Source organism: Plantibacter lichenum, from assembly GCF_050587525.1.
Lineage (GTDB): Bacteria > Actinomycetota > Actinomycetes > Actinomycetales > Microbacteriaceae > Plantibacter.
The window spans coordinates 277,639-301,637 of the sequence record NZ_JBOBFT010000004.1 but is presented as its reverse complement, the minus strand read 5'-3'; the positions used below and the strand labels follow the sequence as shown (position 1 = coordinate 301,637).

Here is a 23,999-nt window from a genome sequence, read left to right as displayed (position 1 = left end):
GGATCCGCCAGTGGCTGAAGGTCCGCCGGCGTCGGAGGCCGATGAGCTGCGCGGGTCGCTTCCGTTGCCGTCGGGACCCGCGGCCTGGACGAAGTGTGGGGTGCGGAGGGCCGTACTGACGACGGCATCGATCGCGCCACGCACCCACATCGCCGACGCGGGATCCAGGACCGCGGTGAGTTTCGTCATCCCGCCGGGCAGTTCCACGATCCGCAACGACCGGCGTGCGTGCAGCATCTGCTCCCGGGGTTGGGCGCCGTCCTGGTCAAGGATCATCCGCGCACGCACTGCAGCCTTCCTCGCATCCCCCGGAGTCACCCCGACGCAGTGCTCGACCAAGAGCCGCTCCACCGCGGCGGTCTTCAAGGTGGTGGCGACGCGGGCACCGAGACGGAGCTCACGGACCATCACCGCTGCAGCATCGACCGTGAGCGCGACCGGCGGTGCTTCCGAACAGCCCGACGCATCACGAGCAGGCCGGATGGCTTCCGCGATCGCCGGGAACTCACACTCCTGCAGCTCGCCCAGGAACGTGCGCTTCGGCACGACCGCAGACCCGACTTCCGCCAACACCGCAGCCCGAGCCGGGGCGACCCGCCACCGATCCGTAAGCAACGCCACCGGAGACGAGTACCCCTGCGACTTCGCGAGCCCGTCACCGCCACGCTCCTTCCCGGAACGCGCAGCAACCGTGCCAGCCCAGGCCGCCTGGGCGGCATCGAGCGCGTGCTGGAGCGCACCGAGCTCCTCACCGACCCGGAGCAACCCCGGGTCGTCCATGGACTCGAGCTCCACCGCAGCAAGACCACTCGATCCCGCAATCGCAGCACCAGCAGCCGGAGCCGAATGTCCGAACGCGGGCCGGGCGCCGTCCCACACCGCGTGCAACCGAGAGAAGGCACCGTCGACCGCGGCCAGAGCGCCGGGCTCGGCCGCGCCGGTCGTGGTGGGCGGGGCGGTGAGGGTCATGGAAAGATCATCGCATCGACCACCGACACTGATACAGGTGTCGAATATGACGCTGACCTGGGCTATTTACCCAACGAGTGTCGGCGACATGCGGCCAGCTGATCCGTCGGGTGTTGCCCTTCGACAGGCTCAGGGACCGGAGTGCAGCGCGCGAGGCCTGCCCTTCGACAGGCTCAGGGACCAGAGTGCGGCGCAGGTGCGTCGGCGGTCCTCAGGTCTCGAGACCCTCGAGCAACTCCGTCATGACCCGATCCGCGAGTGACAGCGGCCGCTGCTCCTGCGCCGGAGGCTGCTCAGGATGCTCGACCTCGAACGCCTGCACCTCCCGATGCAGGTGCTCCATCTTGAGGTCCAGTCGACTGGCGGCGTCGGCAGCGTTCTTCAGCTCCGACAGGAGCGTGTCCGGTACCGCTTTGTCGTACTTGTAGTAGATCTTGTGCTCGAGGCTCGCCCAGAAGTCCATGGCGATCGTCCGGAACTGGATCTCCACGAAGACGGGAGTCGCACCGTCGGACATGAAGACGGGAACCTCGACGATCGCGTGGAGGCTCTGGTACCCGTTCGGCTTGGGGTCCTTGATGTAGTCCTTGACCTGGACCACACGGATGTCCTGCTGACCCGTGAGCATCTCGAAGACCTTGTAGGTGTCGGAGATGAAGCTGCACGTCACCCGAACGCCCGCGATGTCGGTGATGTTCGCGCGGATGTCCTCGATGTCCTGACCGAACTGCTTCCGTTCGATCTTCCCGATGATGCTCTCCGGCGTCTTCAGCCGGGAGCTGACGTGCTCGATCGGGTTGTAGTCGTGGATCTGGCTGAATTCCTCTTTGAGGATGTTGATCTTCGTCGTGATCTCGTCGATGCCGAATTTGTACAGCATCATGAAGCGGGTGAACTCGTCCTTGAGACGCTTCATCTCTCCGAGGTTGTCCGATGGTCCGCTCATGCGTTCGCCTGCTCCTTCACTCACGACGGGCGGACGGCCGTGGCCGCGCACACTGACCGACGGTCCGTCACCGGAACTCTACTGAACGCGTCTTGGAGCACATCTCAGGGAGCTGTGAGAGTCGTCCGAGTGGACGGATCCGACGATCAGCCGAGGGCATGCTGCATGATGACACGAGCCGGCGTGGGTCGTGCGACCTCGACGAATCCGGCTGCCGTGAACTGAGCGACCGTCCCCACGAACAAGTCCGCCGAGCTGGTCCTGCGCCTTTCGGTCTCGGCCGGATACCCCTCGAGGACGGTCGCACCCTGCGCGCGCGCCCACTCCACAGCAGCACGGGCGAGTTCGGTCGCGATACCCATCCTCCGATGACCGCTCCGCACGACGAAGCAGGTGAGCGCCCAGACCCCGTCCTCTGTCGGTTCAGCGTCGTCAGCAGGTGTTCGCGCGGGCGGCCGCGGACTGGCGGTGACGATCCGCGATGCGAGCAGCCGGGGGAGGTGCGCACGCGGTTCGACCGCACACCAGCCGACGGGTTCGCCGTCGAGGGAGGCGACGAGTCCTCTACCACTGGCCGATCCCGCGAGTTGCTCCTGCAATCGACTCCGGCAGCCTGCGGGGGTCGATGCCCGCCATTCCGATCTCGGCATCGCGAAATACTGGCACCAGCACCGGCTCGGATCGCCACGGCCTTCGAAGACCCTCGCGACGTCCTCCCACGGCACCTGGACCGCCGGCCTGATCTCCAACCGCCCGGTCAACGCAGACGGCGCTGTTGGTATCTGGCCCGGCGGGATCTGGCTCGTTGGGATCCGCGCGGTCGGGGTCTGAGCCGCTCGGCTCTGGTCGTCCACCCGCCCCGCCGAACCGTCGTCGTTCGTCATGTCGACACGCTAGTGCCGTCCACCGACGCCCGCCAGTGGTGCTGTCCGGGCTCAGCGCTGCATCGCAGGATGAGCGGGCTGTCCCTGACGCTGGCCCTGATGGTGCTGACGCTCGCGCTGCCCCTGCCGCAGCATCGCACGACGACGATCCCGCTCACGCTGACGTCTGGCGCCGCCGATCGTGAGCACGAGGCCGACGACGACCCCTGCTGCGGCGCCCATCGTGTTCGACAGGAGGTCACGAGGATCCGAGACCCGGCCGGGGATGAAGAGTTGTGCGGCTTCGATCCCGACGGTCAGCGTCGCACCGATGAGGATCGCGAGCCACCACAGGCGACGACCGAACAAGAGGAGGAAGAACAGCCCGATGGGAATGAACATCGCGATGTTCGCACCGAATTCGAGACGGTCGAAGGTGATCCAGGACGTCGCGTCGAACCGTTCGAAGACACCGAGCAGACGGTATACCCACCCGGTGTCCGACGAATCGACCGGCTGCGGTCCGAGCGTCACGAACGCCACGAGCGCGAGATACGCGAGCGTGAGGGTGCTGAGCACGGGGTGGCGTCGGAACATCCCGTCAGTCTGGACGGTCGATCTGGACAGTCGCCGAGCATTGCCTGAGCGAACGTCCTGCCAGCCCGTCGTCTCCGCCGGCCGGTCGTGTCCGCCAGCCCGTCTCGTCCGCTCCGTCGCGCGGGACCGTCAGTCCTCGAACTCGTCGTCGAGCCCGTTCTCCGGCCCACGGGCCCGGAGCTTCTCGAGATCGCGTCGTTCGCGTTTGGTCGGTCGTCCGGCGCCGCGATCGCGCTGCGGCACGGCGGACAGCTGCTCCTTCGACGGGGGAGGAGGGGAATGATCGACGAGGCAGGTCGCTGCGACCTCCGCACCGACGCGTTTGGCGATGACCGCCTTCACCTCGACGATCCGATCGAACCCGGCGACTCGGAGCCGCACCTCATCACCGACGCGGACCGCTTGAGCTGGCTTGGCGCGATCGCCGTTCACGCGAACATGCCCGGCGCGGCATGCGGTCGCAGCGGCGGACCGCGTCTTCGTCAGTCGAACGGCCCACAGCCAGGCGTCGACACGGACGCTCGGGGTGGTCTCCATCCTTCGACTCTAGATGCTGTGCGCCGGGACGTGCGGTGCTCATGGGCGTGCAGGGCGCCCCAGGTCAGGCTGCCGACTCGACATCCCGTCCTTCCGACATGCCCGCGCAGCGTAGCCACTGGGCTGGTGCGCCGATAGGCTTGGTCCTGTGGCGGACATCGAGGGGAACGAGGTCAGCAACCGCATTCTGACCATCCCCAACCTCCTGAGCATGCTCCGGTTGGCCCTCGTTCCGGTCTTCCTGATCCTGCTCATCCAGGGGTACGACCTCTGGGCGCTCGGCACGCTCGCATTCTCCGGGTTCACGGACTTCCTGGACGGATTCCTCGCCCGCAAGCTCGGTCAGGTGACCAAGCTCGGTCAGCAGCTCGATCCGGCGGCGGACCGCCTGTACATCCTCGCCGCCCTGTTCGGCCTCGCCTGGCGCGAGCTCATCCCGTGGTGGCTCGTGGCGACGATCCTCGCACGCGACTTCCTGCTCATCGGCCTCGGCATCGCTCTGCACCGGCGCAAGCACCACATCCTGCCGGTCATCCGTATCGGCAAGTGGGGCACCGCGATGCTCTTCGTCGGTCTCCCCGTCCTGATGCTCGGAGCCGCGTTCCCGGCAATCGGCGCCGTCGCGACGCCGGTCGGCTGGGTGTGCTCGCTCGTCGGTGCCGCGCTCTACTGGTGCGCTGGCATCATCTACCTCACCCAAACCGTGCGAATCGTTCGAGCCGCTCGTCTCACGAGGGGTCGCGCATCAGATACGCTTGAACGAGAGGAGGTCGACGGTGGCTGAGTATGACGACAAGAACCCGACGACGGGAGCGTACAACCGCGACGTCGCGGATCAAGACGCCCCCAACGCCGAGAGCGAGGTCGACACGACGCTCACCTTCGGCGAAGACCTCGGCGCTGCTCTCGCGGCCATCGATTCCGATGTGACCGCTGAGGAGAAGGAGGCGATCGCGGCTCTGCCGTCCGGTTCGGCCCTCCTCATCGTCCGTCGCGGTCCCAACGCCGGTGCGCGCTTCCTGCTCGACGCGGACGTCACGACCGTCGGTCGTCACCCGAACGCCGACATCTTCCTCGACGACGTCACGGTCTCCCGTCGTCACGCCGAGTTCCACCGCCACGGCACTGCGTTCGAGATCCGTGACCTCAACTCGCTGAACGGCACCTACTTCGACGGCGTCCGCATCGACTCCGCCCTCCTGAGCGACAGCGCGGAGGTGCAGGTCGGCAAGTTCCGGCTCACCTTCTACTCGTCGCGGATCGACCTCGCAAGCCAGCTGGGCAGCTAGTGGCTTCGCCGCAAGCGCACGGGAAGCCGGAAGGCGGACCGCTGCTCAGCATCGGTCAGGTGTTGGCGCGGCTCACTCCTGAGTTCCCTGAACTCAGCAATTCGAAGCTCCGGTTCCTCGAGGAGCAGGGGCTCGTCGCTCCGGCCCGCACGAAGTCCGGGTACCGCAAGTTCTCCTCCGCCGATCTCGAACGCCTGCGACTCATCCTGTCGATGCAGCGCGATCACTACCTGCCGCTCAAGGTCATCCGCACCTATCTCGTCGAGGTCGACGCAGGACGCTCGCCGGTGTTCCCTGGCGTCGGTTCGGCCGATGCGGTGCAGACGATCCACCCGACGGACCGACGGATGTCGCGCAACGAGCTCGTGAAATCGGCTGGAGCGACGCCTCAGCTGTTCAACGACGCAGTGAGCGCATCGCTCGTCCTGCCTGCCGAGACGTACTCGGACGAGGTCCTGTCCTTGCTCCGCATCCTCGTCGACCTGCAGCGCTCCGGCATCGAACCGCGCCACTTGCGTGGCTTCCGAGCGTCCGTCGAACGTGAGGTCGGCCTCATCGAGAGCGCCCTCAGCCCCATCGTCCGCCGGAAGGACGCCTCCGGCCGCGCCAAAGCGGCGGATCGGGCGCTCGAGATCGCCGGCCAGCTCGAACGAGTGCGCAGCAGTCTCGTGCGATCCGCCCTCGACCGGCCGCAGCACTCCTCGTGAACGTCGGCTCCTGAACGCCGACTCGGCACGACTTCCCACCGCAGACGCTTTGCGCAGGCGTACACTGAGGTTCACGACCCCGGTGACGATTCCGTTCGCCGGGCGCAGCATCCGCCGGGATCACAGTTCCGGCACAAGTGGACGACACGCCGACGCCTTCGCGCCGATGTCGTTGCCTCGGACCAGAGCCGTCGGTACCGTGGTGAGAGCGGCGCACCCGTCGCGTGAATCGAGGAGATGCAGACATGAGTGAACTCAGTCGCGAGAATCCGTCACGCTATGGTGACCGCGGACTGTTGTTCACGGACGGCCTCCCGGTGATCGAGGAGGGTCAGGGCTACCGAGGCGCCGTCGCAGCACGTGCGGCCGGCATCAGCTACCGGCAGCTCGATTACTGGGCTCGCACCGCACTCGTCGAACCCACCGTCCGCGGTGCGGCCGGCTCCGGTTCGCAGCGGCTCTACGGTTTCCGTGACATCCTCGTCCTCAAGCTCGTCAAACGCCTCCTCGACACGGGCATCTCGCTCCAGCAGATCCGCACGGCCGTCGATCAGCTCCGTGAGGCCGGTGTCGTCGATCTGGCGCAGACCACCCTCATGAGCGATGGCGCGAGCGTCTACCTCTGTACCTCCAACGACGAGGTCATCGACCTCGTGAGCCGAGGCCAGGGTGTCTTCGGCATCGCCGTCGGCAAAGTCCTCCGCGAGGTGGAAACGACACTCGTCGAGTTCGATGCGCAGTCGCCCGATCCCCTCGACGAGCTCTCGGCTCGCCGGAGTGCTCGCAGCGCGTAAGCAGCTCGGTCGTGCCCTGAGCGCCCCTATCGGTCACCGAGCGCCCGTGCCGGTCACTGAGCTTGTCGAAGTGCCCGCTGAACCCAACGTCCGTCGACAGAATCAGGGACCGGGCGCCCCGACGCCGTGCCTGGACTACTCCTCGGTAGCGGGCGTGCTCGCGATCGCGGCAGCGGCGGCGTTGGCGGCCGTGTCGTCGATCTCGGCAGCCTTGCCGTCGGCGTACTCGCCGACACGACCTGTGCGGAGCACTCGGTCGAGGAGGATGTCGAAGTTCTTCGCCATCTCCTGAGCGGTGTCGCCCGGCCAGACGTGGAGCGGTTTGGCTGCGCCCTGGGCCTGCTGGAGCGAGGTGCGCTCGAGCAGCTGCGGGTTGAGGATGAGGGGACCGAACATGTCGCGGAGTTCCTTGATGCGGAACTGGTGCTCCATCGACTGCGGACGAACACGGTTCACGATGATGCCGAGCGGCTGCAGACGAGGGCTGAGACCCCGGCGGATCTCCTCGACGGCACGCAGCGCACGGTCGGCTGCAGAGACCGAGAACAGGCCGGGCTCGGTGACGACGGCGACACGGTCGCTCGCTGCCCACGCGGTCCGCGTGAGGGCGTTGAGCGACGGCGCGCTGTCGATGAGCACGAGGTCGTAGTCCTCTTCGACGTGGGCGAGCGCTTCTTCGAGTCGCCAGATGTCGCGGATGCTGGGGTGGGGTCCGTCGAAGTTGATGGCGGACGGGCTGCCGATCATGACGTCGATCGTTCCGGGGTGGATCTTCGTCCAGCCGCTCGGCACGATCGCCTGTTCGACGATCTTCTTTTTCGGGGAGGTGAGGACGTCCGTCACCGTGAGGTGTCCTGCGACGTCCACGGCCATGCCGGTGGAGACGTCCGATTGCGGGTCGAGATCCACCACGAGGGTGCGGATGTCCTTCGAGAACGCAGCGGAGGCCAAGCCGAGGGTGACGGTGGTCTTTCCTACGCCCCCTTTGAGGGAGCTGACGCTGAGTACATGCACAAGGCACAACGTTACCTTGACTAGGCTAGGGAATCTCAACGTTTGCTGAGTTGGCAGTTGTGGGAAGGGCTCCATGTTCCGGAAGATTCTTGTCGCCAATCGTGGTGAGATCGCCATTCGTGCGTTCCGCGCCGCGTATGAGCTGGGTGCGAAAACGGTTGCGGTGTTCCCGTATGAGGACCGTAATTCGATGCACCGTTTGAAGGCCGATGAGGCCTATCAGATCGGCACGGAGGGTCATCCCGTCCGTGCCTACCTCGATGTGGACGAGATCATTCGCGTCGCGCTCGAGTCTGGCGCTGACGCCATTTACCCTGGTTACGGATTCCTTTCGGAAAATCCGGAACTGGCGGAGGCCGCTCGGGCCAACGGCATCACCTTCATCGGTCCGCCGTCCAAGGTGCTCGAGATGGCCGGCAACAAGGTCACGGCGAAGGAGCACGCGATCGCCGCAGGCGTCCCGGTCCTGAAGTCGACTCCTGCGAGCCGCGACATCGAGGAACTCCTCGCGGGTGCGGCCGAGATCGGATTCCCCATCTTCGCGAAGGCCGTCGCCGGCGGCGGCGGACGCGGCATGCGGCGTGTCGAGAAGCAGGAAGACCTCCGCGAGGCGCTCGAAGCCGCCATGCGCGAGGCCGACAGTGCGTTCGGCGACCCGACGATGTTCCTCGAACAGGCCGTCGTACGCCCCCGGCACATCGAAGTGCAGATCCTCGCGAGCGCCGACGGTGAGACCGTCCACCTCTTCGAGCGCGACTGCTCCGTGCAGCGCCGTCACCAGAAGGTCGTCGAGATTGCCCCGGCGCCGAACCTCGACGAGGACACCCGTCAGGCCATGTACCGCGACGCGATCGCATTCGCGAAGTCGATCGGCTACGTCAACGCCGGAACCGTCGAGTTCCTGCTCGACACCGCCGGTGAGCGCAAGGGCCAGCACGTGTTCATCGAGATGAACCCGCGCATCCAGGTCGAGCACACCGTGACGGAAGAGGTCACGGACGTCGACCTCGTGCAGTCGCAGATGCGCATTGCGGCGGGGGAGTCGCTCAGCGATCTCGGGCTCACGCAGGACCAGCTGCACCTGCGCGGTTTCGCGCTGCAGTGCCGCATCACCACGGAGGACCCGACCGCTGGCTTCCGCCCGGACACCGGCAAGATCACGACCTACCGCTCGCCGGGTGGCGGCGGCATCCGCCTCGATGGCGGAACCGTCAGCGCTGGAGCGCAGATCAGCCCGCACTTCGACTCGATGCTCGCGAAGCTCACCTGCCGCGGACGCACCTTCGAAGCGGCCGTGACGCGTGCCAAGCGTGCTCTCGCCGAGTTCCGGATCCGTGGCGTGTCCACGAACATCCCGTTCCTGCAGGCCGTCCTCGAGGACGAGTCGTTCGTCGCGGGCGATCTCAGCACCTCGTTCATCGACGAGCGCCCCCAGCTGCTCCGCGGCCACGTGTCCAAGGACCGCGGTACGAAGATCATGAACTGGCTGGCCGATGTCACGGTCAACCAGCCGAACGGAGCGCGTCCAGCCGGTGCGAGCCCCGAGGCGAAGCTGCCGTCGATCGATCTCGGTGCGCCTGCGCCGTCCGGCTCGCGCCAGCGGCTCCTGGAGCTCGGACCGAAGGGCTTCGCGGACGCCCTGCGCGCACAGAAGGCCCTCGCCGTCACGGAGACGACGTTCCGCGACGCCCACCAGTCGCTGCTCGCCACGCGAGTGCGGAGCAAGGACCTCCTGGCCGTCGCGCCCTACGTCGCCCGCATGACGCCGGAACTGCTCTCGGTCGAGGCATGGGGCGGGGCGACGTACGACGTCGCGCTGCGCTTCCTGAACGAGGACCCGTGGGAGCGGCTCGCCTCGCTGCGTGAGGCGATCCCGAACATCAACCTGCAGATGCTCCTCCGCGGTCGCAACACGGTGGGGTACACGCCGTACCCGACCGAGGTCACGAACGCGTTCGTGAGCGAAGCGGCTGCGACGGGCATCGACATCTTCCGCATCTTCGACGCCCTGAACGACGTCTCGCAGATGCGTCCTGCGATCGACGCGGTCCTCGAGACCGGCACCACGATCGCCGAGGTCGCCGTCTGCTACACCGGCGATCTGCTGAACCCGGCAGAGGAGCTGTACACGCTCGACTACTACCTCCGCCTCGCGGAGCGCATCGTCGAAGCCGGCGCCCATGTCCTCGCGATCAAGGACATGGCCGGTCTCCTGCGTCCGAGCGCTGCAGCGAAGCTCGTGGAGGCCTTCCGCGAGCGGTTCGACCTCCCGGTCCACCTGCACACGCACGACACGCCTGGCGGCCAGCTGGCGACGCTCCTCGCAGCGTCCAACGCCGGAGCGGACGCGGTCGACGTCGCGAGCGCACCGATGGCGGGCACCACGAGCCAGCCTTCTGCATCGTCGCTCGTCGCAGCGCTCGCGCACACCGACCGCGACACGGGCATCTCGCTCGAGGCGATCGCCGACCTCGAGCCGTACTGGGAGTCCGTGCGTCACCTGTACGCGCCCTTCGAGTCCGGTCTCGCCGGCCCGACGGGACGCGTGTACACGCACGAGATCCCCGGCGGCCAGCTGTCGAACCTTCGCCAGCAGGCCATCGCGCTCGGCCTCGCGGACGACTTCGAGCTCATCGAGGACCTCTACGCAGCAGCCGACCGCATCCTCGGTCGCCTGCCGAAGGTCACCCCCTCGAGCAAGGTCGTCGGCGACCTGGCCCTGCACCTCGCAGCGGTCAAGGCCGACCCGGCCGACTTCGAAGCGAACCCGGGCAAGTACGACATCCCGGATTCGGTCGTCGGCTTCATGGCGGGCGAGCTGGGCGAACTGCCCGGCGGCTGGCCGGAACCGTTCCGTTCGAAGGTCCTCGCGGGCCGAACGGTCGACATCGGCATCAAGCCGATCAGCGCCGAGGACCAGGCCGCGCTGGACGCGGACTCCACGACGCGCCGCCGCACGCTCAACCGTCTGCTCTTCGCGGAGCCGACGAAGCAGTTCGAGCAGGGTCGCGAGACCTACGGCGACCTCTCGGTCGTCGACACGGCCGACTACCTGTACGGCCTCGAGCCCGGCGTCGAGCACGTCGTCGAGATCGACAAGGGCGTTCGTCTGTTCGCCGGTCTCGAAGCGATCGGTGCAGCCGACGACAAGGGCATGCGGACCGTCATGACGACCCTCAACGGCCAGTTGCGTCCCGTCTTCGTCCGCGACCGCAGCATCCAGGTCGACTCGAAGGCCGCCGAGAAGGCGGACTCGGGCAAGCCCGGACACGTCGCGGCCCCGTTCTCCGGTGTCGTCACGGTCAAGGTTGCAGCGGGTGACACGGTCGAGGCCGGAGCGCCCGTCGCGTCGATCGAGGCCATGAAGATGGAAGCGGCGATCACCTCGCCGGTCGCCGGTGTCGTCGAACGTCTCGCGATCCCCACGACCCAGCAGGTCGAGGCCGGCGATCTCCTCGTGGTCGTCACGCCCGCGAGCTGACGCCCACCTGGTGACGGTCGTGTGCTGACGCTCGTGTGCTGACGCTCGTGTGCTGACGCTCGTGTGCTGACGAACTGACGCCAGCGCACTGGACAGCACTCCACCGGACGCCCGGACCCGATCGATCTGATCCGGTCCGGGCGTCTGTGCGCGAGGAATTACGATGAAAGCCGACGACTCGACGACCCTGTGAGTCGACCCCTGTGAAAGGAACCACCGTGGCGACACGTGCCATCCGACTGTTCGGTGATCCCGTACTGAAAGCCGAATCCGCCGAAGTCGCGGGCATCGACGACGGAGTCCGGGGACTCGTCCAGGACCTCGTCGACAGCGTTCGTCTGCCGGGGCGCGCCGGAGTCGCCGCATCGCAGATCGGCGTCAACCTGCGTGTGTTCAGCTACAACGTCGACGGTGAGGTCGGCTACCTGATCAACCCGGTCATCGTCGAGACGAGCGGTGAGCTCGAAGAGATCGGCGAAGGCTGCTTGTCCGTCCCCGGCCTCTGGTTCCCGACCCCGCGCTACCCCTACGCTCGTGCGACGGGCATCGACCTCGACGGCAAGCCCGTCGTCCTCGAAGGGACGGGCCTCCTCGCGCAGGCGCTGCAGCACGAGACGGATCACCTCGCCGGGACGCTCTACATCGATCGACTGTCTCGCGAGAACCGCAAGGAAGCGATGAAGCAGATCCGCGAGAGCGACTGGTTCTGAGCGGGATCACCTGCTGAGCAGGCTCACGTGCTGCGCGAAGCAACAGCACCTGCACGACGAAACGGCGCCCCGCGAGGGACGCCGTTTCGTCGTTCGGCGCACGAGTTCCGTGAGCCGTCTCGGTGAGCGAGCTCAGTGCGAGAGCTCAGTGCGAGAGCGAGATGCCCTGCGTCGCTGGAGCTCCGAGGTACATGCTGTCGATCGTGTCCGCGAAGTCCTTCACGATGATGTTCCGCTTGACGCTGAGCTTCGGCGTCAGGTGACCGCTCGCCTCGGTCAGTTCTGACTTCAGGATGACGAACTTCCTGATCGACTCCGCACGCGACACCTTCGTGTTCGCGACGTCGATCGCCCGCTGGATCTCGGCGAGGACGGCCGGGTTCTCGGCGGCCTGCTCCATCGTGAGCGACCCGTCCTGACCGTTGTTCGCGAGCCAGGTGGGCAGCATGTCCGGGTCGAGGGTCACGAGAGCGGCGATGAACGGCTTCTGGTCGCCGACGACGACGACCTGACCGATGACCGGGTTCGCACGGATCGGGTCCTCGAGCGCAGCGGGGATGACGTTCTTCCCGCCCGCCGTGACGATGATCTCCTTCTTGCGACCGGTGATCGTGAGGAAGCCGTCCGAGTCGAAGCTGCCGAGGTCGCCCGTACGGAACCAGCCCTCGTTGAAGGCTTCAGCGGTCGCCTCGGGGTTCTTCCAGTACTCCTTGAAGATGTTGATCCCCTTGAGCTCGATCTCGCCGTCCTCGGCGAGTCGGATGGAGACGCCGGGGAGTGCGGGACCGACCGTGCCGATCTTCGACTTCTTCGCGAGGTTCACCGTGGCGGGTGCCGTCGACTCCGTGAGCCCGTAGCCCTCGAGGATGACGATGCCGAGCGCGTGGAAGAAGTGGCCGAGACGAGCACCGAGCGGGGCGGATCCGGAGACGGCGTACTGCACGCGGCCGCCCATCGCCGTCTTGATCTTCGAGAAGACGAGCTTGTCGAAGAGCGCGAACCGCAGCTTGAGGCCGAACGGGACATTGCCGGTCTCGAGGGCCTTCGAGTACTCGATGGCCGTGTCGGCCGCCTTGCGGAAGATCTTGCCCTTACCGCCGGCCTCCGCCTTCTGCTCCGAGGAGTTGTAGACCTTCTCGAACACGCGGGGGACTGCGAGGAGGAAGGTGGGCTTGAAGGTGCCGAGCGAGGGGAGGAGCTGCTTCGTGTCCGGCTGGTGGCCCGTCTTCACCCCCGTGTGCACGCACAGGACGGAGATGAACCGCGCGAAGACGTGTGCGGTGGTGATGAAGAGGAGCGTCGAGGCTCCTGGGACGGAGACGACCTCCTTGAGCGCGACGCCGGAGTTCCGCGACAGTTCGACGAAGTTCGAGTGCGTGAGCACACAGCCCTTGGGACGGCCGGTCGAACCGGAGGTGTAGATGAGTGTGGCGATGTCGGAGCCGACCGCGAGGTTGCGACGGCGTTCGATCTCCTCGTCGGGGACCTCGACGCCCTGCTCCGTGAGCTTCGTGAGGTCGCCGAGGTCGATCTGCCACACCTGGTCGACGAGGGGGAGGTCACCGTGCACCTCGTCGAACTTGGCGAAGTGGTCCGGGGTCTCGAGGATGACCGAGGTCGCTCCTGAGTCACCGAGGATCCACTGGACCTGGCTCGGGGAGCTCGTCTCGTAGATCGGCACGAGGACGGCGCCGGCGAACCAGGTGGCGAAGTCGATGAGCGTCCACTCGTAGCGGGTCTTGCACATCAGGCCGATCTTGTCGCCGGGCTCGATGCCGGCCGCGACGAGGCCCTTCGCAAGGGCGATCACCTGCCGGTGGAACTCGGCCGTCGAGATGTCCTGCCAATCCTGACCGCGAGGGACCGCGAAGAGCGGTGCGTTCGGGGTGGCGGCGAGGCGCTTCACGAGGAGATCGGTCGTGTTGGCGTTTGGGTCTGCTGCAACGACAGCGGGTACGTCGAACTGGTCCACGGCAACTCCTTCGGTACCTGGGTGAGGGTATTCCTCCCATCTTAGGTCACCCTGTTTCCCCTGGCCCGGTGCGGTGGGAATCCTCAACGGCGCTCGGCCACCGGTGGCCGACGATTGTGGATTCGGGCAGAGACCCGAGTTCTGGCGTTCGACGTACTGGATCGGTGCACCTGGGCGGTGCACCTGAACGGTACGGCCCTGCGCTCGGTTTCTGACCCGCCGCCAGTCTCACTACACTCGACACGGTGGGTCGGCGTGCCGATCGTGAGCGTCCTGCTCCGTCGGACGCACGGGACCCACAGCACCGGACGAACGGGAGACGAACAGGTATGGCGCACGCGATTGGCATCGACATCGGCGGCACGAAGATCGCCGGTGGTGTGGTCGACGACTCCGGGGTCATCGTTCGCGCGGATCGCCAGCCGACGCCTGCCGCGGATGCCGACGCGATCGTCGAAACGGTCGTGCGCATGGTCGAACAGCTCGACGACGGCACGATCGAGGCCGTCGGCATCGCAGCTCCTGGCTTCTTCGACGCCGAGCGCTCCACCGTCTACTACTCGCCGAACATCAACTGGCGCAACGAGCCGCTCAAGGCGCGGATCGCAGAGCGCCTCCCCGGCAAGCGGGTCGTCATCGAGAACGACGCGAACGCCGCAGGCTGGGCCGAGTTCCGCTTCGGCGCCGGACGGACGCTCCACAGCATGGTCATGGTCACGATCGGCACGGGCGTCGGCGGTGCGATCGTCCTCGAGGACCGTCTGCTCCGTGGCGGCTTCGGAACGGGCGCCGAGCTCGGCCACATGCGCCTCATCCCGAACGGACTCCCGTGCGGCTGCGGCATGCGGGGCTGCGTCGAGCAGTACTGCTCGGGAACGGCCCTCCTCCGTTACGCGAACGAACTCGCGGACACCGGCGGCATCGGAGCGCCCCTCGCGAACGCGCGTGAAGCCGCAGGCGGCGTCCTCAACGGACATCACGTCTCCGCGCTCCTCGAAGCCGGCGACCCTGGAGCGGTCTCCTGCCTCAACCTCCTCGCGGAGCAGCTGGGCGAAGCACTCGCGAGCTACTCCGTCATCATCGACCCGAACATCTTCGTGATCGGCGGCGGTGTCGCGCAGGCGGGTTCACTCCTCCTGGACCCCGTCCGCGACGCGTACCTGCGCCACCTCCCGGCCCGCGGCTACCACCCGGAGCCCGACTTCAGCATCGCCCAGCTCGTGAACGACGCCGGTGTCATCGGCGCGGCGGATCTGGCGAGAGGGCACGGACCGGTCGCCTGAGCGACGGGTGCCGGGGAGACTGGATTCAGGGGAGACTGAGGACGATGTTCTACTGGTTCATGAAGTACCTCGTGGCAGGGCCGATCGTGAAAGCGGTCTTCCGTCCCTGGGTGGTCGGCTCCGAGCACCTCCCGAAGACGGGCGGGGCGATCATCGCGAGCAATCATCTCTCCTTCATCGACTCGATCGTGCTGCCGCTCTGCATGGACAGGCAGATCTCCTTCCTCGCCAAGAGCGAGTACTTCAAGGGCAAGGGCATCAAGGGCTGGGCGACCCGGGTCTTCATGACGGCGACGGGCCAGCTGCCCATCGACCGCTCGGGCGGCAAGGCGTCGGAGGCGTCCCTCAATACGGGCCTCGCGGTGCTCGGCGCCGAGCAGTTCCTCGGGATCTACCCGGAGGGTACGCGCAGCCCCGACGGGAAGCTCTACCGAGGCCGCACGGGTGTCGCCCGCATGGTCCTCGAGGCCGGCGTGCCCATCATCCCCGTCGCGATGATCGACACCGAGAAGGTCATGCCGATCGGAACGAAGCTCCCTCGCATCCGTCGGATCGGGATCGTCTTCGGCGAGCCCCTCGACTTCAGCCGCTTCGCCGGCATGGAGGGCGACCGTTTCATCCTCCGCAGCATCACCGACGAACTCATGGTCGCGCTGCACCAGCTGTCCCGTCAGGAATACCAGGACGTGTACGCCACGAGCGTGAAGGAGCGAGCCGTCACGCCGTGGCGCTAAGCTGAAAAACCGGGGCCGCACTCGCGGTCCATCTCGCATTCGAGCAGAAAAACAGGATATCCGTGTCCCACCAGGCAGAACCAGTCGTATTGGCAGATGAATCTGTGATCGCCGGACTGGACTATTGGCGTGAGCTGCCCATCAAGCAGCAGCCGGCCTGGCCGGACCCCGAAGCCGTCAAGCGTGCTTCGGCGGAGCTCGCGACGCTCCCTCCGCTCGTCTTCGCGGGTGAAGTGGACATGCTCCGTGAGCGCCTCGCGCGCGCCGCGAGCGGCAACGCCTTCCTCCTGCAGGGCGGCGACTGCGCCGAGACGTTCGCCGGCGCGACCGCCGAACAGATCCGCAACCGCGTCAAGACCGTGCTGCAGATGGCCGTCGTCCTGACCTACGGTGCGTCGATGCCGGTGGTCAAGATGGGCCGCATGGCCGGTCAGTTCGCGAAGCCGCGTTCGAGCGACACCGAGACGCGCGGCGACGTCACGCTGCCCGCGTACCGCGGCGACATCGTGAACGGCTACGACTTCACTCCGGAATCGCGCACTGCGGACCCGGCGCGGCTCGTGAAGGGGTACCACACCTCAGCCTCGACGCTCAACCTGATCCGTGCGTTCACGCAGGGCGGTTTCGCGGACCTCCGCGAGGTGCACAGCTGGAACCGTGGCTTCGCCGCGAATCCTGCCAACCAGCGCTACGAGGGCCTCGCTCGCGACATCGACCGCGCCATCAAGTTCATGGAGGCGGCAGGAGCCGACTTCGACCAGCTGCGTGGCGTCGAGTTCTACTCGAGCCACGAAGCGCTGCTCATGGACTACGAGCGCCCGATGACGCGCATCGACTCCCGCACGGGCACGCCGTACAACACGTCGGCGCACTTCGTGTGGATCGGTGAGCGCACGCGCGAGCTCGACGGAGCGCACGTCGACTTCTTGTCGCGGGTCCGGAACCCCATCGGTGTGAAGCTCGGACCGACCACGTCCGGCGACGACATGCTGCGGTTGATCGACAAGCTCGACCCCAACCGCGAGCCTGGTCGTCTGACCTTCATCACGCGGATGGGCGCCGGCAAGATCCGCGACGCCCTGCCGCCGTTGCTCGAGACCATCAAGTCGGCCGATGCGACCCCACTGTGGGTCACGGACCCGATGCACGGCAACGGTCTCACGACCCCGACCGGGTACAAGACGCGTCGCTTCGACGACGTCGTGGACGAGGTCAAGGGCTTCTTCGAGGCACACCGTGCTGCGGGGACGCACCCGGGCGGCATCCACGTGGAGCTCACGGGCGACGACGTCACCGAGTGCCTCGGCGGTTCCGAGCAGATCGACGAGGCGAGCCTCGCGACGCGCTACGAGTCGCTGTGCGACCCGCGACTGAACCACATGCAGTCGCTCGAGCTGGCGTTCCTCGTGGCTGAGGAGCTCGCTGTCGCGAAGTAGCGTGCACAACCGATCGACGGGCTCGGGGACTTCGGTTCCCGGGCCCGTCGTGGTTGGTGCTGCCGGTCCCTGAGCGCCGGTCCCTGAGCCTGTCGAAGGGTGTGGCCCGTGCACTTCGACAGGCTCAGTGACCGGGAACGCTCAGTCGCTGTGCGCTAGAAGGCTGTGCGCTAGAAGTTCGCGGTGATCGTGACGGCGGAGCCGCGCTTGACCTTGCCTGCAGCAGGGTCCATCTTCGTGACGACGATGCTCGCGAGCGACCACCCGGATTCGGGGAGGATCGACTTCACGGTCACGGCGAATCCGGCGTCCTCGAGCTGCTTCTTCGCCGCCGCCACGTTCTTGCCAGTGACGTCCGGGAGATCGACGAGGTCGACGCCCTTCGAAACGGTGAGGTCGACGCTGTCGCCCGGCACGAACGGAACCGTGTTGCCGTCCGCATCGACCTTCGGGTGGGCCGAGACGACCTGACCGGCGGCGATGTCGTCGTCGAAGGCCTCGTCGGTCGCTCCGACCTTGAGCCCGACCGCTTCGAGGGCGGCCTTGGCCTGCGCGGGGGACATGTTCCGCACGTCCGGGACAGGGCCAGCCGAGACGAGGAGGTCGACCGTCGAGCCCTGGAACGAACCGCCGCCGCCGGAGACGTCGACGCCAGCCGTCGTATCGGTGGCCGACAGGACGATGCCCTTGGCCGTCTCTGCGTTGAACTGCTCCGAGACGGTGCCCGTCTTCAGCTGCAGGTCCTCGATCGCCTTCTGCGCGTCCGTCTGGCTCAAGCCGGCCAGAGCCGGGATCGTCACGGGCTGCGGTCCCTGCGAGACGAGCACGGTGACGACGGAGCCCTTGTCCGCGAGGATGCGTGCGGCCGGGTCCGTTCCGGCGACCTGGCCGGCAGGGACCGTGAGGCTGAAGACCTCACCGGCCTTCGGCTGGAATCCGAGCTTCGTGAGCTCAGCGGTGGCCGCAGCGGGATCCGCGCCGACGAAGTCCGGGATCGCCACTTTGGAGCCCGGGCCCGACCCGAAGTACCAGCCGGTGCCGCCCGCGAGTGCCGTGAGCATGAGGATCGCGATGAAGAGGATGAAGCCCGTCTTCCGACGCTGCTTCGCTTTCGTCGCGAGGAGCGTCGGCCCGTCGTCGGCGGCGCGTTCGACCTGCTTCTGCGGCTTGGTCTGCCGCCCGATGACCTGCGTGACGTCCTCGGCGAGGCCGTCCGTGTACGAGGAGGGCATCACGATCGTGGGCTGGGCGCCCGTCGCGACGGAGGTGAAGCCGAGGCTCGACTCGATCGACCGGAGCCGTTCCAGCATCATTCCGGCGCTCGAGGGACGGTCGTCCGGGTTCCGCTCCGTGGCCCAGAACACGAGCTCGTCGAGTTCGTGGGGGACCGCGGGGTTCTTGGCGCTCGGGGCCGGCACGGATTCGTTCGCGTGCTGGTAGGCGATCTGCATGGGCTGTTCGCCCTTGTAGGGCTGTTCGCCCGTCAGCATCTCGTACATCATGATGCCGAGCGCGTAGATGTCGCTGCGGGTGTCCGCCTGGCCGCGGGTGACGAGTTCGGGGGAGAGGTAGGCGATCGTGCCGAGCAGGGCCTGACCGGTCGCCGTGTTCGCGCTTGCGGCGCGTGCGAGGCCGAAGTCGCCGATCTTGATGCGGCCGTCGTCCGCGAGGAGGACGTTCTCCGGCTTGACGTCGCGGTGCACGATCCCGGCGCGGTGCGCTGCCGCGAGGCCGGACAGCACCGCGTCGAGGATGTCGGCGGCCTGACGCGGAGTGAGCTTGCCGTTGTCCCTGATGAGTTCACGGAGTGTGATGCCGGGCAGGTGCTCCATGACGAGGTACGCCATGTCGAGGTCCTGGCCCTGGTCGAAGACGCTCACGACGTGCGGGTTGGCCAGACGGGCCGCAGAACGGGCCTCCTGGATGAACCGGTCCTTGAACGTGTTGTCGTCCGACAGATGGCTGTGCATGACCTTGATGGCAACTCGGCGCTCGAGCCGGAGGTCGTGTGCGAGGTAGACCGTGGCCATGCCGCCGCGCGCGATGCGTGAGCGCACCTGGTATCGCCCGTCCAGGAGACGGCCGATCATGGGATCGGTCTGTTGGTTGCTGCTCACCATCCGAGTGTATGGAACGTCCGGCCGCCTCGGCTGTCAACACCCCGTGCAGGCGCCAGGCGCCCGAGATCGTTACGAGACCGCGATGCGTGTACGACGGGCCCACCGACATGGCAGACTCGTAGGGTGACTGAGCAGAATTCCGAAACCGTGTGGTTGACCGTTCCCGATCTGACGACCGAACTCGGTCTCGAGGTCAGCCGGGTCAGGAGACTCCTCGAGGAGCACTACCTGCTGGCCGTCCGCGTCGACGGGGTGCTGAAGGTCCCGTCCTCGTTCATCAAGGACGGCGAACCGGTCCACAACCTCCGCGGCACGATCATGGTGCTCGGCGATGCCGGCTTCTCCGACGACGAGGCCATGGAGTGGCTGCTCAACCCGGAGGAGAGCATCGGCATCGCTCCCATCGAGGCGCTCCGTCAGGGCCGTCGGTCCGAAGTGCGTCGCGTCGCCCAGGCGCTCGCCTGAGCTGAGTCGTCCCCACCCGGTCCGGCCGGCTCGCATCACATGTTGCGGCGTGCCACCGAGACGGCGAGTCCGCGCAGGTGCGCCCTCGCGTCGTCGTTGATCGGAGCCTCACCGAGTGCGGTGAGCGCTTTCGCGACGTGGTCCTGGATGAGCTTCTCGACCCGGTCGACGGCTCCGCTGTCGCGGATGGTCGCCTGGAGCAGGCCGATCTGGTCCTCGTCGAGTTCCGGATCCCCGAGCAGTTCGTCGAGGATCGATCGCGAGCCCGGCTGCAGGGCCTCACGGGTGAGCGCGATGAGGATCGTCCGCTTGCCCTCCCGCAGGTCGTCGCCGCTCGGCTTGCCGGTCACCTCGGGGTCGCCGTAGACGCCGAGCAGGTCGTCGCGCAGCTGGAAGGCGATGCCGAGCGGCAGGCCGTACGCGCGGAGCGACTCGAGCTGCTGTTCGGACGCTCCGCCGAGGAGGGCTCCGAGGGCGAGTGGCGACTCGATGCTGTACTTCGCCGATTTGAAGATGAGGACGCGCTCCGCACGGTGCCGCTGCTCGGCGTCGGTCGAGTCGCGCCACGCGCGCTCCTCGAGGATGTCGAGGTACTGGCCGGCCGTCACCTCGGTTCGCATGCGGTTGAACTCCTGCCGCGCGGCCCGTGCCGCGAGACGGTCCTTGAGGACGTCGAGCCCGTCGTCGAGCATCTCGTCGCTCCAGCCGAGCAGGAGGTCGCCGAGGAGGGTCGCCGATGCCGTGCCGAACGTCTGCGGGTCGCCGAGCCAGCGCTTCTCGCGATGCATGCCGGCGAAGGCCATGTGGGCGCTCGGAGCGCCTCGACGCGTGTCGGAGTTGTCGATGATGTCGTCGTGGACGAGCGCTGCGGCGTGGAAGAGTTCGAGGGCTCCGCAGGCCGCGATCACAGTGTCGAGGCCGCCCGGCCCGCTCGCGTGACGGCCGCTGGACACGGCTTGCCAGCCGCGGAAGCAGAACTGGGCCCGGAAGCGCTTACCGCCACTGAGAAAGTTCCGAGAGAAGTCGAGGAATGGGGAGAGCTCCGGCCCGATCTGCGCGACAATGGAACCGCGCGAAGAGAGAAAGTCGGTGAGCCCGCGGCCTACCATGGTGGCGAGTTCAGTACTTTCGATCACGCACCTAGCCTAGTCATGGATTGGTGACTAGACTTGATCGACTACGTCGCGTCGCGTGACCTTGAGGGGAATCAGATGCCACTTTCAGAGCAGGAGCAACGGCTCCTCGATGAGATGGAACGCCACCTCTACCGCAGTGATGCCGATTTCGTGTCCAAGGTGAGTTCGGGCAAAGGCAAGCCGAGCTACCGGGGCATCGCGCTCGGCTCGCTCATCGCAGTCGTCGGCGCCATCGGTTTGGTGCTCGGCGTCGTGCTGCAGCAGCCGATCATCGGCCTCGTCGGATTCGCCGTCATGCTGACGGGTGTGCTCGTCGCCACGAAGCCGACCCGCGCACCGCTCGAAGCGCCGAAGCCGCGCTCCACCGCGAGTGCCTCCGCGAAGCCCACGCGTCTGATGGACCGTCTCAACGACCGCTGGGACAAGCGCCAGTCGGGCGACGGCCAGGAGTAGCTCCTCCGGCATGAGCAGTTGCCGCCGGGCCGAGGGGCACTGACCCTCCACTTCCCTCCACGGGTGCGCAAGCGCTCACCCGCACCACAGCCTCAACGGGGCCGATCTTCGGATCGGCCCCGTTTTTTTGTGCCCTCTTCGCCCTCCACGCGGCCCTCCGGCGGCGGACTTCCGCGCGCCGTGACGCCCGCGGAACTGATGTGAGCCTCCCCGAAGCTGAGAATCCCTCCCGGATGGTGAAAATCCCTCCACTTCCCTCCACCGCCAAGATCCCTGTATTTCCGGGGTAGTTGCCTCGACACGACCCGCAATTGCCGCAAAACCGCTGGTTAAGTGGGGGAAAGTGGAGTAAAGTGGAGGAGAACCAAGATGTTGGCCAGAACGATTGGGGGATGAGGCGATGTTCCTCGGTAGCCACGCCCCCAAACTCGACGAAAAAGGCCGCCTCATCCTGCCCGCGAAATTCCGTGACGAACTCGCCGGAGGCGTCGTCATGACGCGCGGTCAGGAGCACTGCATCTACCTCTTCAGCACGCGAGAGTTCGAATCGCTGCACGACAAGATCAGGCAGGCCCCCGTGACGAGCAAGCAGGCGCGTGACTACCTCCGCGTCTTCCTCTCCGGAGCGAGTGCCGAGACGCCCGACAAGCAGCACCGAGTGACCATTCCCGCGAACCTCCGCCAGTACGCCGGCCTCGGCCGTGACCTCACGGTCATCGGCGCCGGCAGCCGTGCGGAGATCTGGGACACCGAGGCATGGGAGACCTACCTCGCCGAACAGGAGAGCGCCTTCTCCGAGACCGCAGAGGAGGTGATCCCCGGACTCTTCTAGCGCCTGGCCTCTGACTCCCAGCCGTGCCTCGCCCTGACACACTTCCCCGGTGCCAGGTCGGAACGGATGGGGATCAGGAGCCAGGAGCCGTCCGGAATGCATATGGGAATCGACCAGATCCACACCCCAGTCATGCTCGAACGTTGTGTCGAGCTGCTCGGCCCCGCCATCGGTCGAGACGGAGCCGTCCTCGTCGACGCCACCCTCGGCATGGCGGGTCACGCGGAGGCGCTCCTCGAGCGGTTCCCCGGCCTCACCCTCATCGGCCTCGACCGCGACCTCGAAGCGCTCGCCATCGCCGAAGAACGCCTCGTGCGCTTCGGCGACCGCGTCGAACTCGTCCACGCGGTCTACGACGACATCGATGAAGCCGTCGAAGGCCTCGGCTACGAGGAGGTCGACGGCATCCTCTTCGACCTCGGCGTCTCCTCGATGCAGCTCGACCGCACCGAGCGCGGTTTCTCCTACTCGCAGGACGCACCGCTCGACATGCGCATGGACGGAACGAGCGAACTGACCGCGGAGGTCATCCTCGCGACCTACAGCGAGGTGCAGCTCCGCCGCATCTTCTGGGAGTACGGCGAGGAGAAGCTCGCGCAGCGCTACGCGCGCCGTATCGTCGAGGACCGCAAGACGAGCCCGCTGACCACGTCGGCTCAGCTCGTCGACCTCATCGACCGCGCGACGCCGGCCGCCGCACGCCGCACCGGCCACCCGGCCAAGCGCGTCTTCCAGGCGCTCCGCATCGAGGTCAACGCCGAACTCGCCGTCCTCGAACGCGCGATTCCGCGGGCGATCGACCTCCTCGCCATCGGGGGGCGCATGGTCGTCCTCTCCTACCAGTCGCTCGAGGACCGCATCGTCAAGCGCGAAGTGCAGACGAGGAGCGCCTCCACGGCTCCCGCCGGCCTGCCGGTCGAGCTGCCGGAGCACAGCCCTGAACTGAAACTGCTCGTCCGCGGCGCCGAACTGGCGACGCCGGAGGAGATCGACGAGAACCCACGATCGAAGCCGGTCCGACTGCGGGCCGTGGAGCGACTCAGGAGGCCAGCATGAGCAATGCCACGGCAGCACTCGATTTCGACCTCCTCCCGGATCGCCACCCCAGACGTCGGCAGGACGTCCGCAAGCCGGACATCCGCGCCGTCGCGGCCGGTGTCCGTTCCCGCACCAAGCCGAAGCCGCTCTACGCGGTCGTCGTCGTGGTGGCGGTCATCGGCATCGTGAGCGCACAGTTGCTCGTGAGCGTCTCGCTCAGCCAGGGCGCCTACGAGATCACGCAGCTGCAGGGCCAGCAGAAGGAGCTCGGGCGCACCACGTCGACGCTCACGGAGGATCTCAACCGACTCTCCTCGCCGCAGTACCTGGCCGAGAACGCTCAGGCGCTCGGCATGGTCGGCAACACGGTCCCGAGCTACCTCCGCCTGTCCGACGGAGCCATCCTCGGCGTCCCGACGCCCGCGGAGGCATCGACGAGCCCCATCTTCGACGCGTCGCTCGTCCCGAACTCGCAGACGGCCGGCCTGCCGCTCGTCTCCGCGGACAAGCCGGCCGGCACCGATCCGGCGAACGCCAGCGTGCCGCCCGCCGGAGGCGAACAGGGGCCCGTAGCGTTGCAGGACGGGTTGCCGTCGCCGACCACGCGATAGCCGCACGACTCG

General features: G+C 67.1%; 22 protein-coding genes and 1 pseudogene. 14 read left to right on the top strand and 9 right to left on the bottom strand.

The genetic code is table 11. The features are described 5' to 3' along the window. The 5 genes and pseudogenes from ACQ3HB_RS08185 to ACQ3HB_RS08165 all read right to left on the bottom strand — a co-directional run. A pseudogene (locus ACQ3HB_RS08185) lies at positions 1 to 969 on the bottom strand (hypothetical protein); the annotation flags it as partial. A 211-nt stretch (positions 970 to 1,180) separates the two neighbouring features. Next, on the bottom strand, positions 1,181 to 1,915 hold the full coding sequence (locus tag ACQ3HB_RS08180) for a GTP pyrophosphokinase (RefSeq protein ID WP_430919407.1): 735 nt from the start codon (positions 1,913 to 1,915) through the stop codon (positions 1,181 to 1,183). Positions 1,916 to 2,061: 146 nt separating this feature from the next. Further along, positions 2,062 to 2,799 (bottom strand): GNAT family N-acetyltransferase, encoded by a 738-nt coding sequence (locus ACQ3HB_RS08175; RefSeq protein ID WP_430919406.1) that lies wholly within the window; start codon positions 2,797 to 2,799, stop codon positions 2,062 to 2,064. Positions 2,800 to 2,850: 51 nt separating this feature from the next. Continuing rightward, entirely contained in the window at positions 2,851 to 3,375 is a 525-nt protein-coding gene (locus ACQ3HB_RS08170) for a VanZ family protein (RefSeq protein ID WP_430919404.1), read from the bottom strand. Between the two features lie 129 nt (positions 3,376 to 3,504). After that, on the bottom strand, positions 3,505 to 3,912 hold the full coding sequence (locus ACQ3HB_RS08165) for an RNA-binding S4 domain-containing protein (protein ID WP_430919401.1): 408 nt from the start codon (positions 3,910 to 3,912) through the stop codon (positions 3,505 to 3,507). A gap of 148 nt (positions 3,913 to 4,060) precedes the next feature. Between ACQ3HB_RS08165 and ACQ3HB_RS08160 the strand changes: the two genes are divergently transcribed. The 4 genes from ACQ3HB_RS08160 to ACQ3HB_RS08145 all read left to right on the top strand — a co-directional run bounded on the left by ACQ3HB_RS08160 (position 4,061) and on the right by ACQ3HB_RS08145 (position 6,702). Beyond that, entirely contained in the window at positions 4,061 to 4,696 is a 636-nt protein-coding gene (locus ACQ3HB_RS08160) for a CDP-alcohol phosphatidyltransferase family protein (RefSeq protein WP_430919399.1), read from the top strand. Next, entirely contained in the window at positions 4,689 to 5,201 is a 513-nt protein-coding gene (locus ACQ3HB_RS08155) for an FHA domain-containing protein (protein WP_430919397.1), read from the top strand. Before ACQ3HB_RS08160 ends, ACQ3HB_RS08155 begins: the two co-directional genes overlap by 8 nt. After that, positions 5,201 to 5,908 carry a transcriptional regulator FtsR gene (gene ftsR, locus ACQ3HB_RS08150; protein ID WP_430919395.1) on the top strand — a complete coding sequence of 236 codons (708 nt, stop codon included), beginning with the start codon at positions 5,201 to 5,203 and terminating at the stop codon, positions 5,906 to 5,908. The genes ACQ3HB_RS08155 and ftsR overlap by 1 nt, the downstream gene beginning before the upstream one ends. A 245-nt stretch (positions 5,909 to 6,153) precedes the next feature. Next, positions 6,154 to 6,702, top strand: a complete 549-nt coding sequence (locus ACQ3HB_RS08145; protein WP_430919393.1) for a MerR family transcriptional regulator — start codon at positions 6,154 to 6,156, stop codon at positions 6,700 to 6,702. Between the two features lie 135 nt (positions 6,703 to 6,837). Here ACQ3HB_RS08145 and ACQ3HB_RS08140 read toward each other — a convergent pair whose 3' ends face one another. Then, the gene (locus ACQ3HB_RS08140; protein WP_430919391.1) at positions 6,838 to 7,716 is read right to left on the bottom strand and encodes a ParA family protein; all 879 of its coding nucleotides are present in this window, start codon (positions 7,714 to 7,716) and stop codon (positions 6,838 to 6,840) included. Between the two features lie 73 nt (positions 7,717 to 7,789). Here ACQ3HB_RS08140 and ACQ3HB_RS08135 point away from each other — a divergent pair, with 73 nt between their 5' ends. Together ACQ3HB_RS08135 and def are read left to right on the top strand one after the other, a co-directional pair. After that, positions 7,790 to 11,197: a pyruvate carboxylase gene (locus tag ACQ3HB_RS08135; protein WP_430919389.1), complete on the top strand. Its 3,408-nt coding sequence runs from the start codon at positions 7,790 to 7,792 to the stop codon at positions 11,195 to 11,197. Between the two features lie 218 nt (positions 11,198 to 11,415). Beyond that, on the top strand, positions 11,416 to 11,907 hold the full coding sequence (gene def / locus ACQ3HB_RS08130; RefSeq protein ID WP_430919388.1) for a peptide deformylase: 492 nt from the start codon (positions 11,416 to 11,418) through the stop codon (positions 11,905 to 11,907). Positions 11,908 to 12,052: 145 nt separating this feature from the next. On the opposite strand, the gene ACQ3HB_RS08125 is transcribed toward def, so the two are convergent. Next, entirely contained in the window at positions 12,053 to 13,879 is a 1,827-nt protein-coding gene (locus ACQ3HB_RS08125; protein ID WP_430919386.1) for an AMP-dependent synthetase/ligase, read from the bottom strand. A gap of 329 nt (positions 13,880 to 14,208) precedes the next feature. Between ACQ3HB_RS08125 and ACQ3HB_RS08120 the strand changes: the two genes are divergently transcribed. The 3 genes from ACQ3HB_RS08120 (at position 14,209) to ACQ3HB_RS08110 (ending at position 17,332) form a co-directional block, all read left to right on the top strand. Further along, entirely contained in the window at positions 14,209 to 15,162 is a 954-nt protein-coding gene (locus ACQ3HB_RS08120; RefSeq protein ID WP_430919384.1) for an ROK family glucokinase, read from the top strand. Positions 15,163 to 15,206: 44 nt separating this feature from the next. Beyond that, positions 15,207 to 15,896 (top strand): lysophospholipid acyltransferase family protein, encoded by a 690-nt coding sequence (locus tag ACQ3HB_RS08115; protein ID WP_430919382.1) that lies wholly within the window; start codon positions 15,207 to 15,209, stop codon positions 15,894 to 15,896. Positions 15,897 to 16,000: 104 nt separating this feature from the next. Further along, positions 16,001 to 17,332: a class II 3-deoxy-7-phosphoheptulonate synthase gene (locus ACQ3HB_RS08110; protein WP_430919428.1), complete on the top strand. Its 1,332-nt coding sequence runs from the start codon at positions 16,001 to 16,003 to the stop codon at positions 17,330 to 17,332. Between the two features lie 170 nt (positions 17,333 to 17,502). Here the strand turns inward: ACQ3HB_RS08110 and pknB are convergent, their stop codons facing one another. Then, a complete protein-coding gene (pknB, locus tag ACQ3HB_RS08105; protein ID WP_430919381.1) occupies positions 17,503 to 19,452 on the bottom strand; it encodes a Stk1 family PASTA domain-containing Ser/Thr kinase in 1,950 nt (649 codons plus the stop codon). A 123-nt stretch (positions 19,453 to 19,575) separates the two neighbouring features. Here pknB and ACQ3HB_RS08100 point away from each other — a divergent pair, with 123 nt between their 5' ends. Continuing rightward, positions 19,576 to 19,917 carry an Rv2175c family DNA-binding protein gene (locus tag ACQ3HB_RS08100; protein ID WP_430919379.1) on the top strand — a complete coding sequence of 114 codons (342 nt, stop codon included), beginning with the start codon at positions 19,576 to 19,578 and terminating at the stop codon, positions 19,915 to 19,917. 35 nt (positions 19,918 to 19,952) lie between these two features. Here the strand turns inward: ACQ3HB_RS08100 and ACQ3HB_RS08095 are convergent, their stop codons facing one another. Then, entirely contained in the window at positions 19,953 to 21,053 is a 1,101-nt protein-coding gene (locus ACQ3HB_RS08095; RefSeq protein ID WP_430919377.1) for a polyprenyl synthetase family protein, read from the bottom strand. Between the two features lie 75 nt (positions 21,054 to 21,128). Between ACQ3HB_RS08095 and ACQ3HB_RS08090 the strand changes: the two genes are divergently transcribed. The 4 genes from ACQ3HB_RS08090 (at position 21,129) to ftsL (ending at position 23,987) form a co-directional block, all read left to right on the top strand. Next, positions 21,129 to 21,506 carry a DUF3040 domain-containing protein gene (locus ACQ3HB_RS08090; RefSeq protein WP_430919374.1) on the top strand — a complete coding sequence of 126 codons (378 nt, stop codon included), beginning with the start codon at positions 21,129 to 21,131 and terminating at the stop codon, positions 21,504 to 21,506. A gap of 400 nt (positions 21,507 to 21,906) precedes the next feature. Then, the gene (gene mraZ, locus ACQ3HB_RS08085; RefSeq protein WP_430919372.1) at positions 21,907 to 22,338 is read left to right on the top strand and encodes a division/cell wall cluster transcriptional repressor MraZ; all 432 of its coding nucleotides are present in this window, start codon (positions 21,907 to 21,909) and stop codon (positions 22,336 to 22,338) included. A 102-nt stretch (positions 22,339 to 22,440) separates the two neighbouring features. Further along, on the top strand, positions 22,441 to 23,394 hold the full coding sequence (rsmH, locus tag ACQ3HB_RS08080) for a 16S rRNA (cytosine(1402)-N(4))-methyltransferase RsmH (RefSeq protein ID WP_430919370.1): 954 nt from the start codon (positions 22,441 to 22,443) through the stop codon (positions 23,392 to 23,394). Beyond that, positions 23,391 to 23,987 carry a cell division protein FtsL gene (ftsL, locus tag ACQ3HB_RS08075; RefSeq protein WP_430919368.1) on the top strand — a complete coding sequence of 199 codons (597 nt, stop codon included), beginning with the start codon at positions 23,391 to 23,393 and terminating at the stop codon, positions 23,985 to 23,987. Before rsmH ends, ftsL begins: the two co-directional genes overlap by 4 nt. Positions 23,988 to 23,999: the final 12 nt, after the last annotated feature.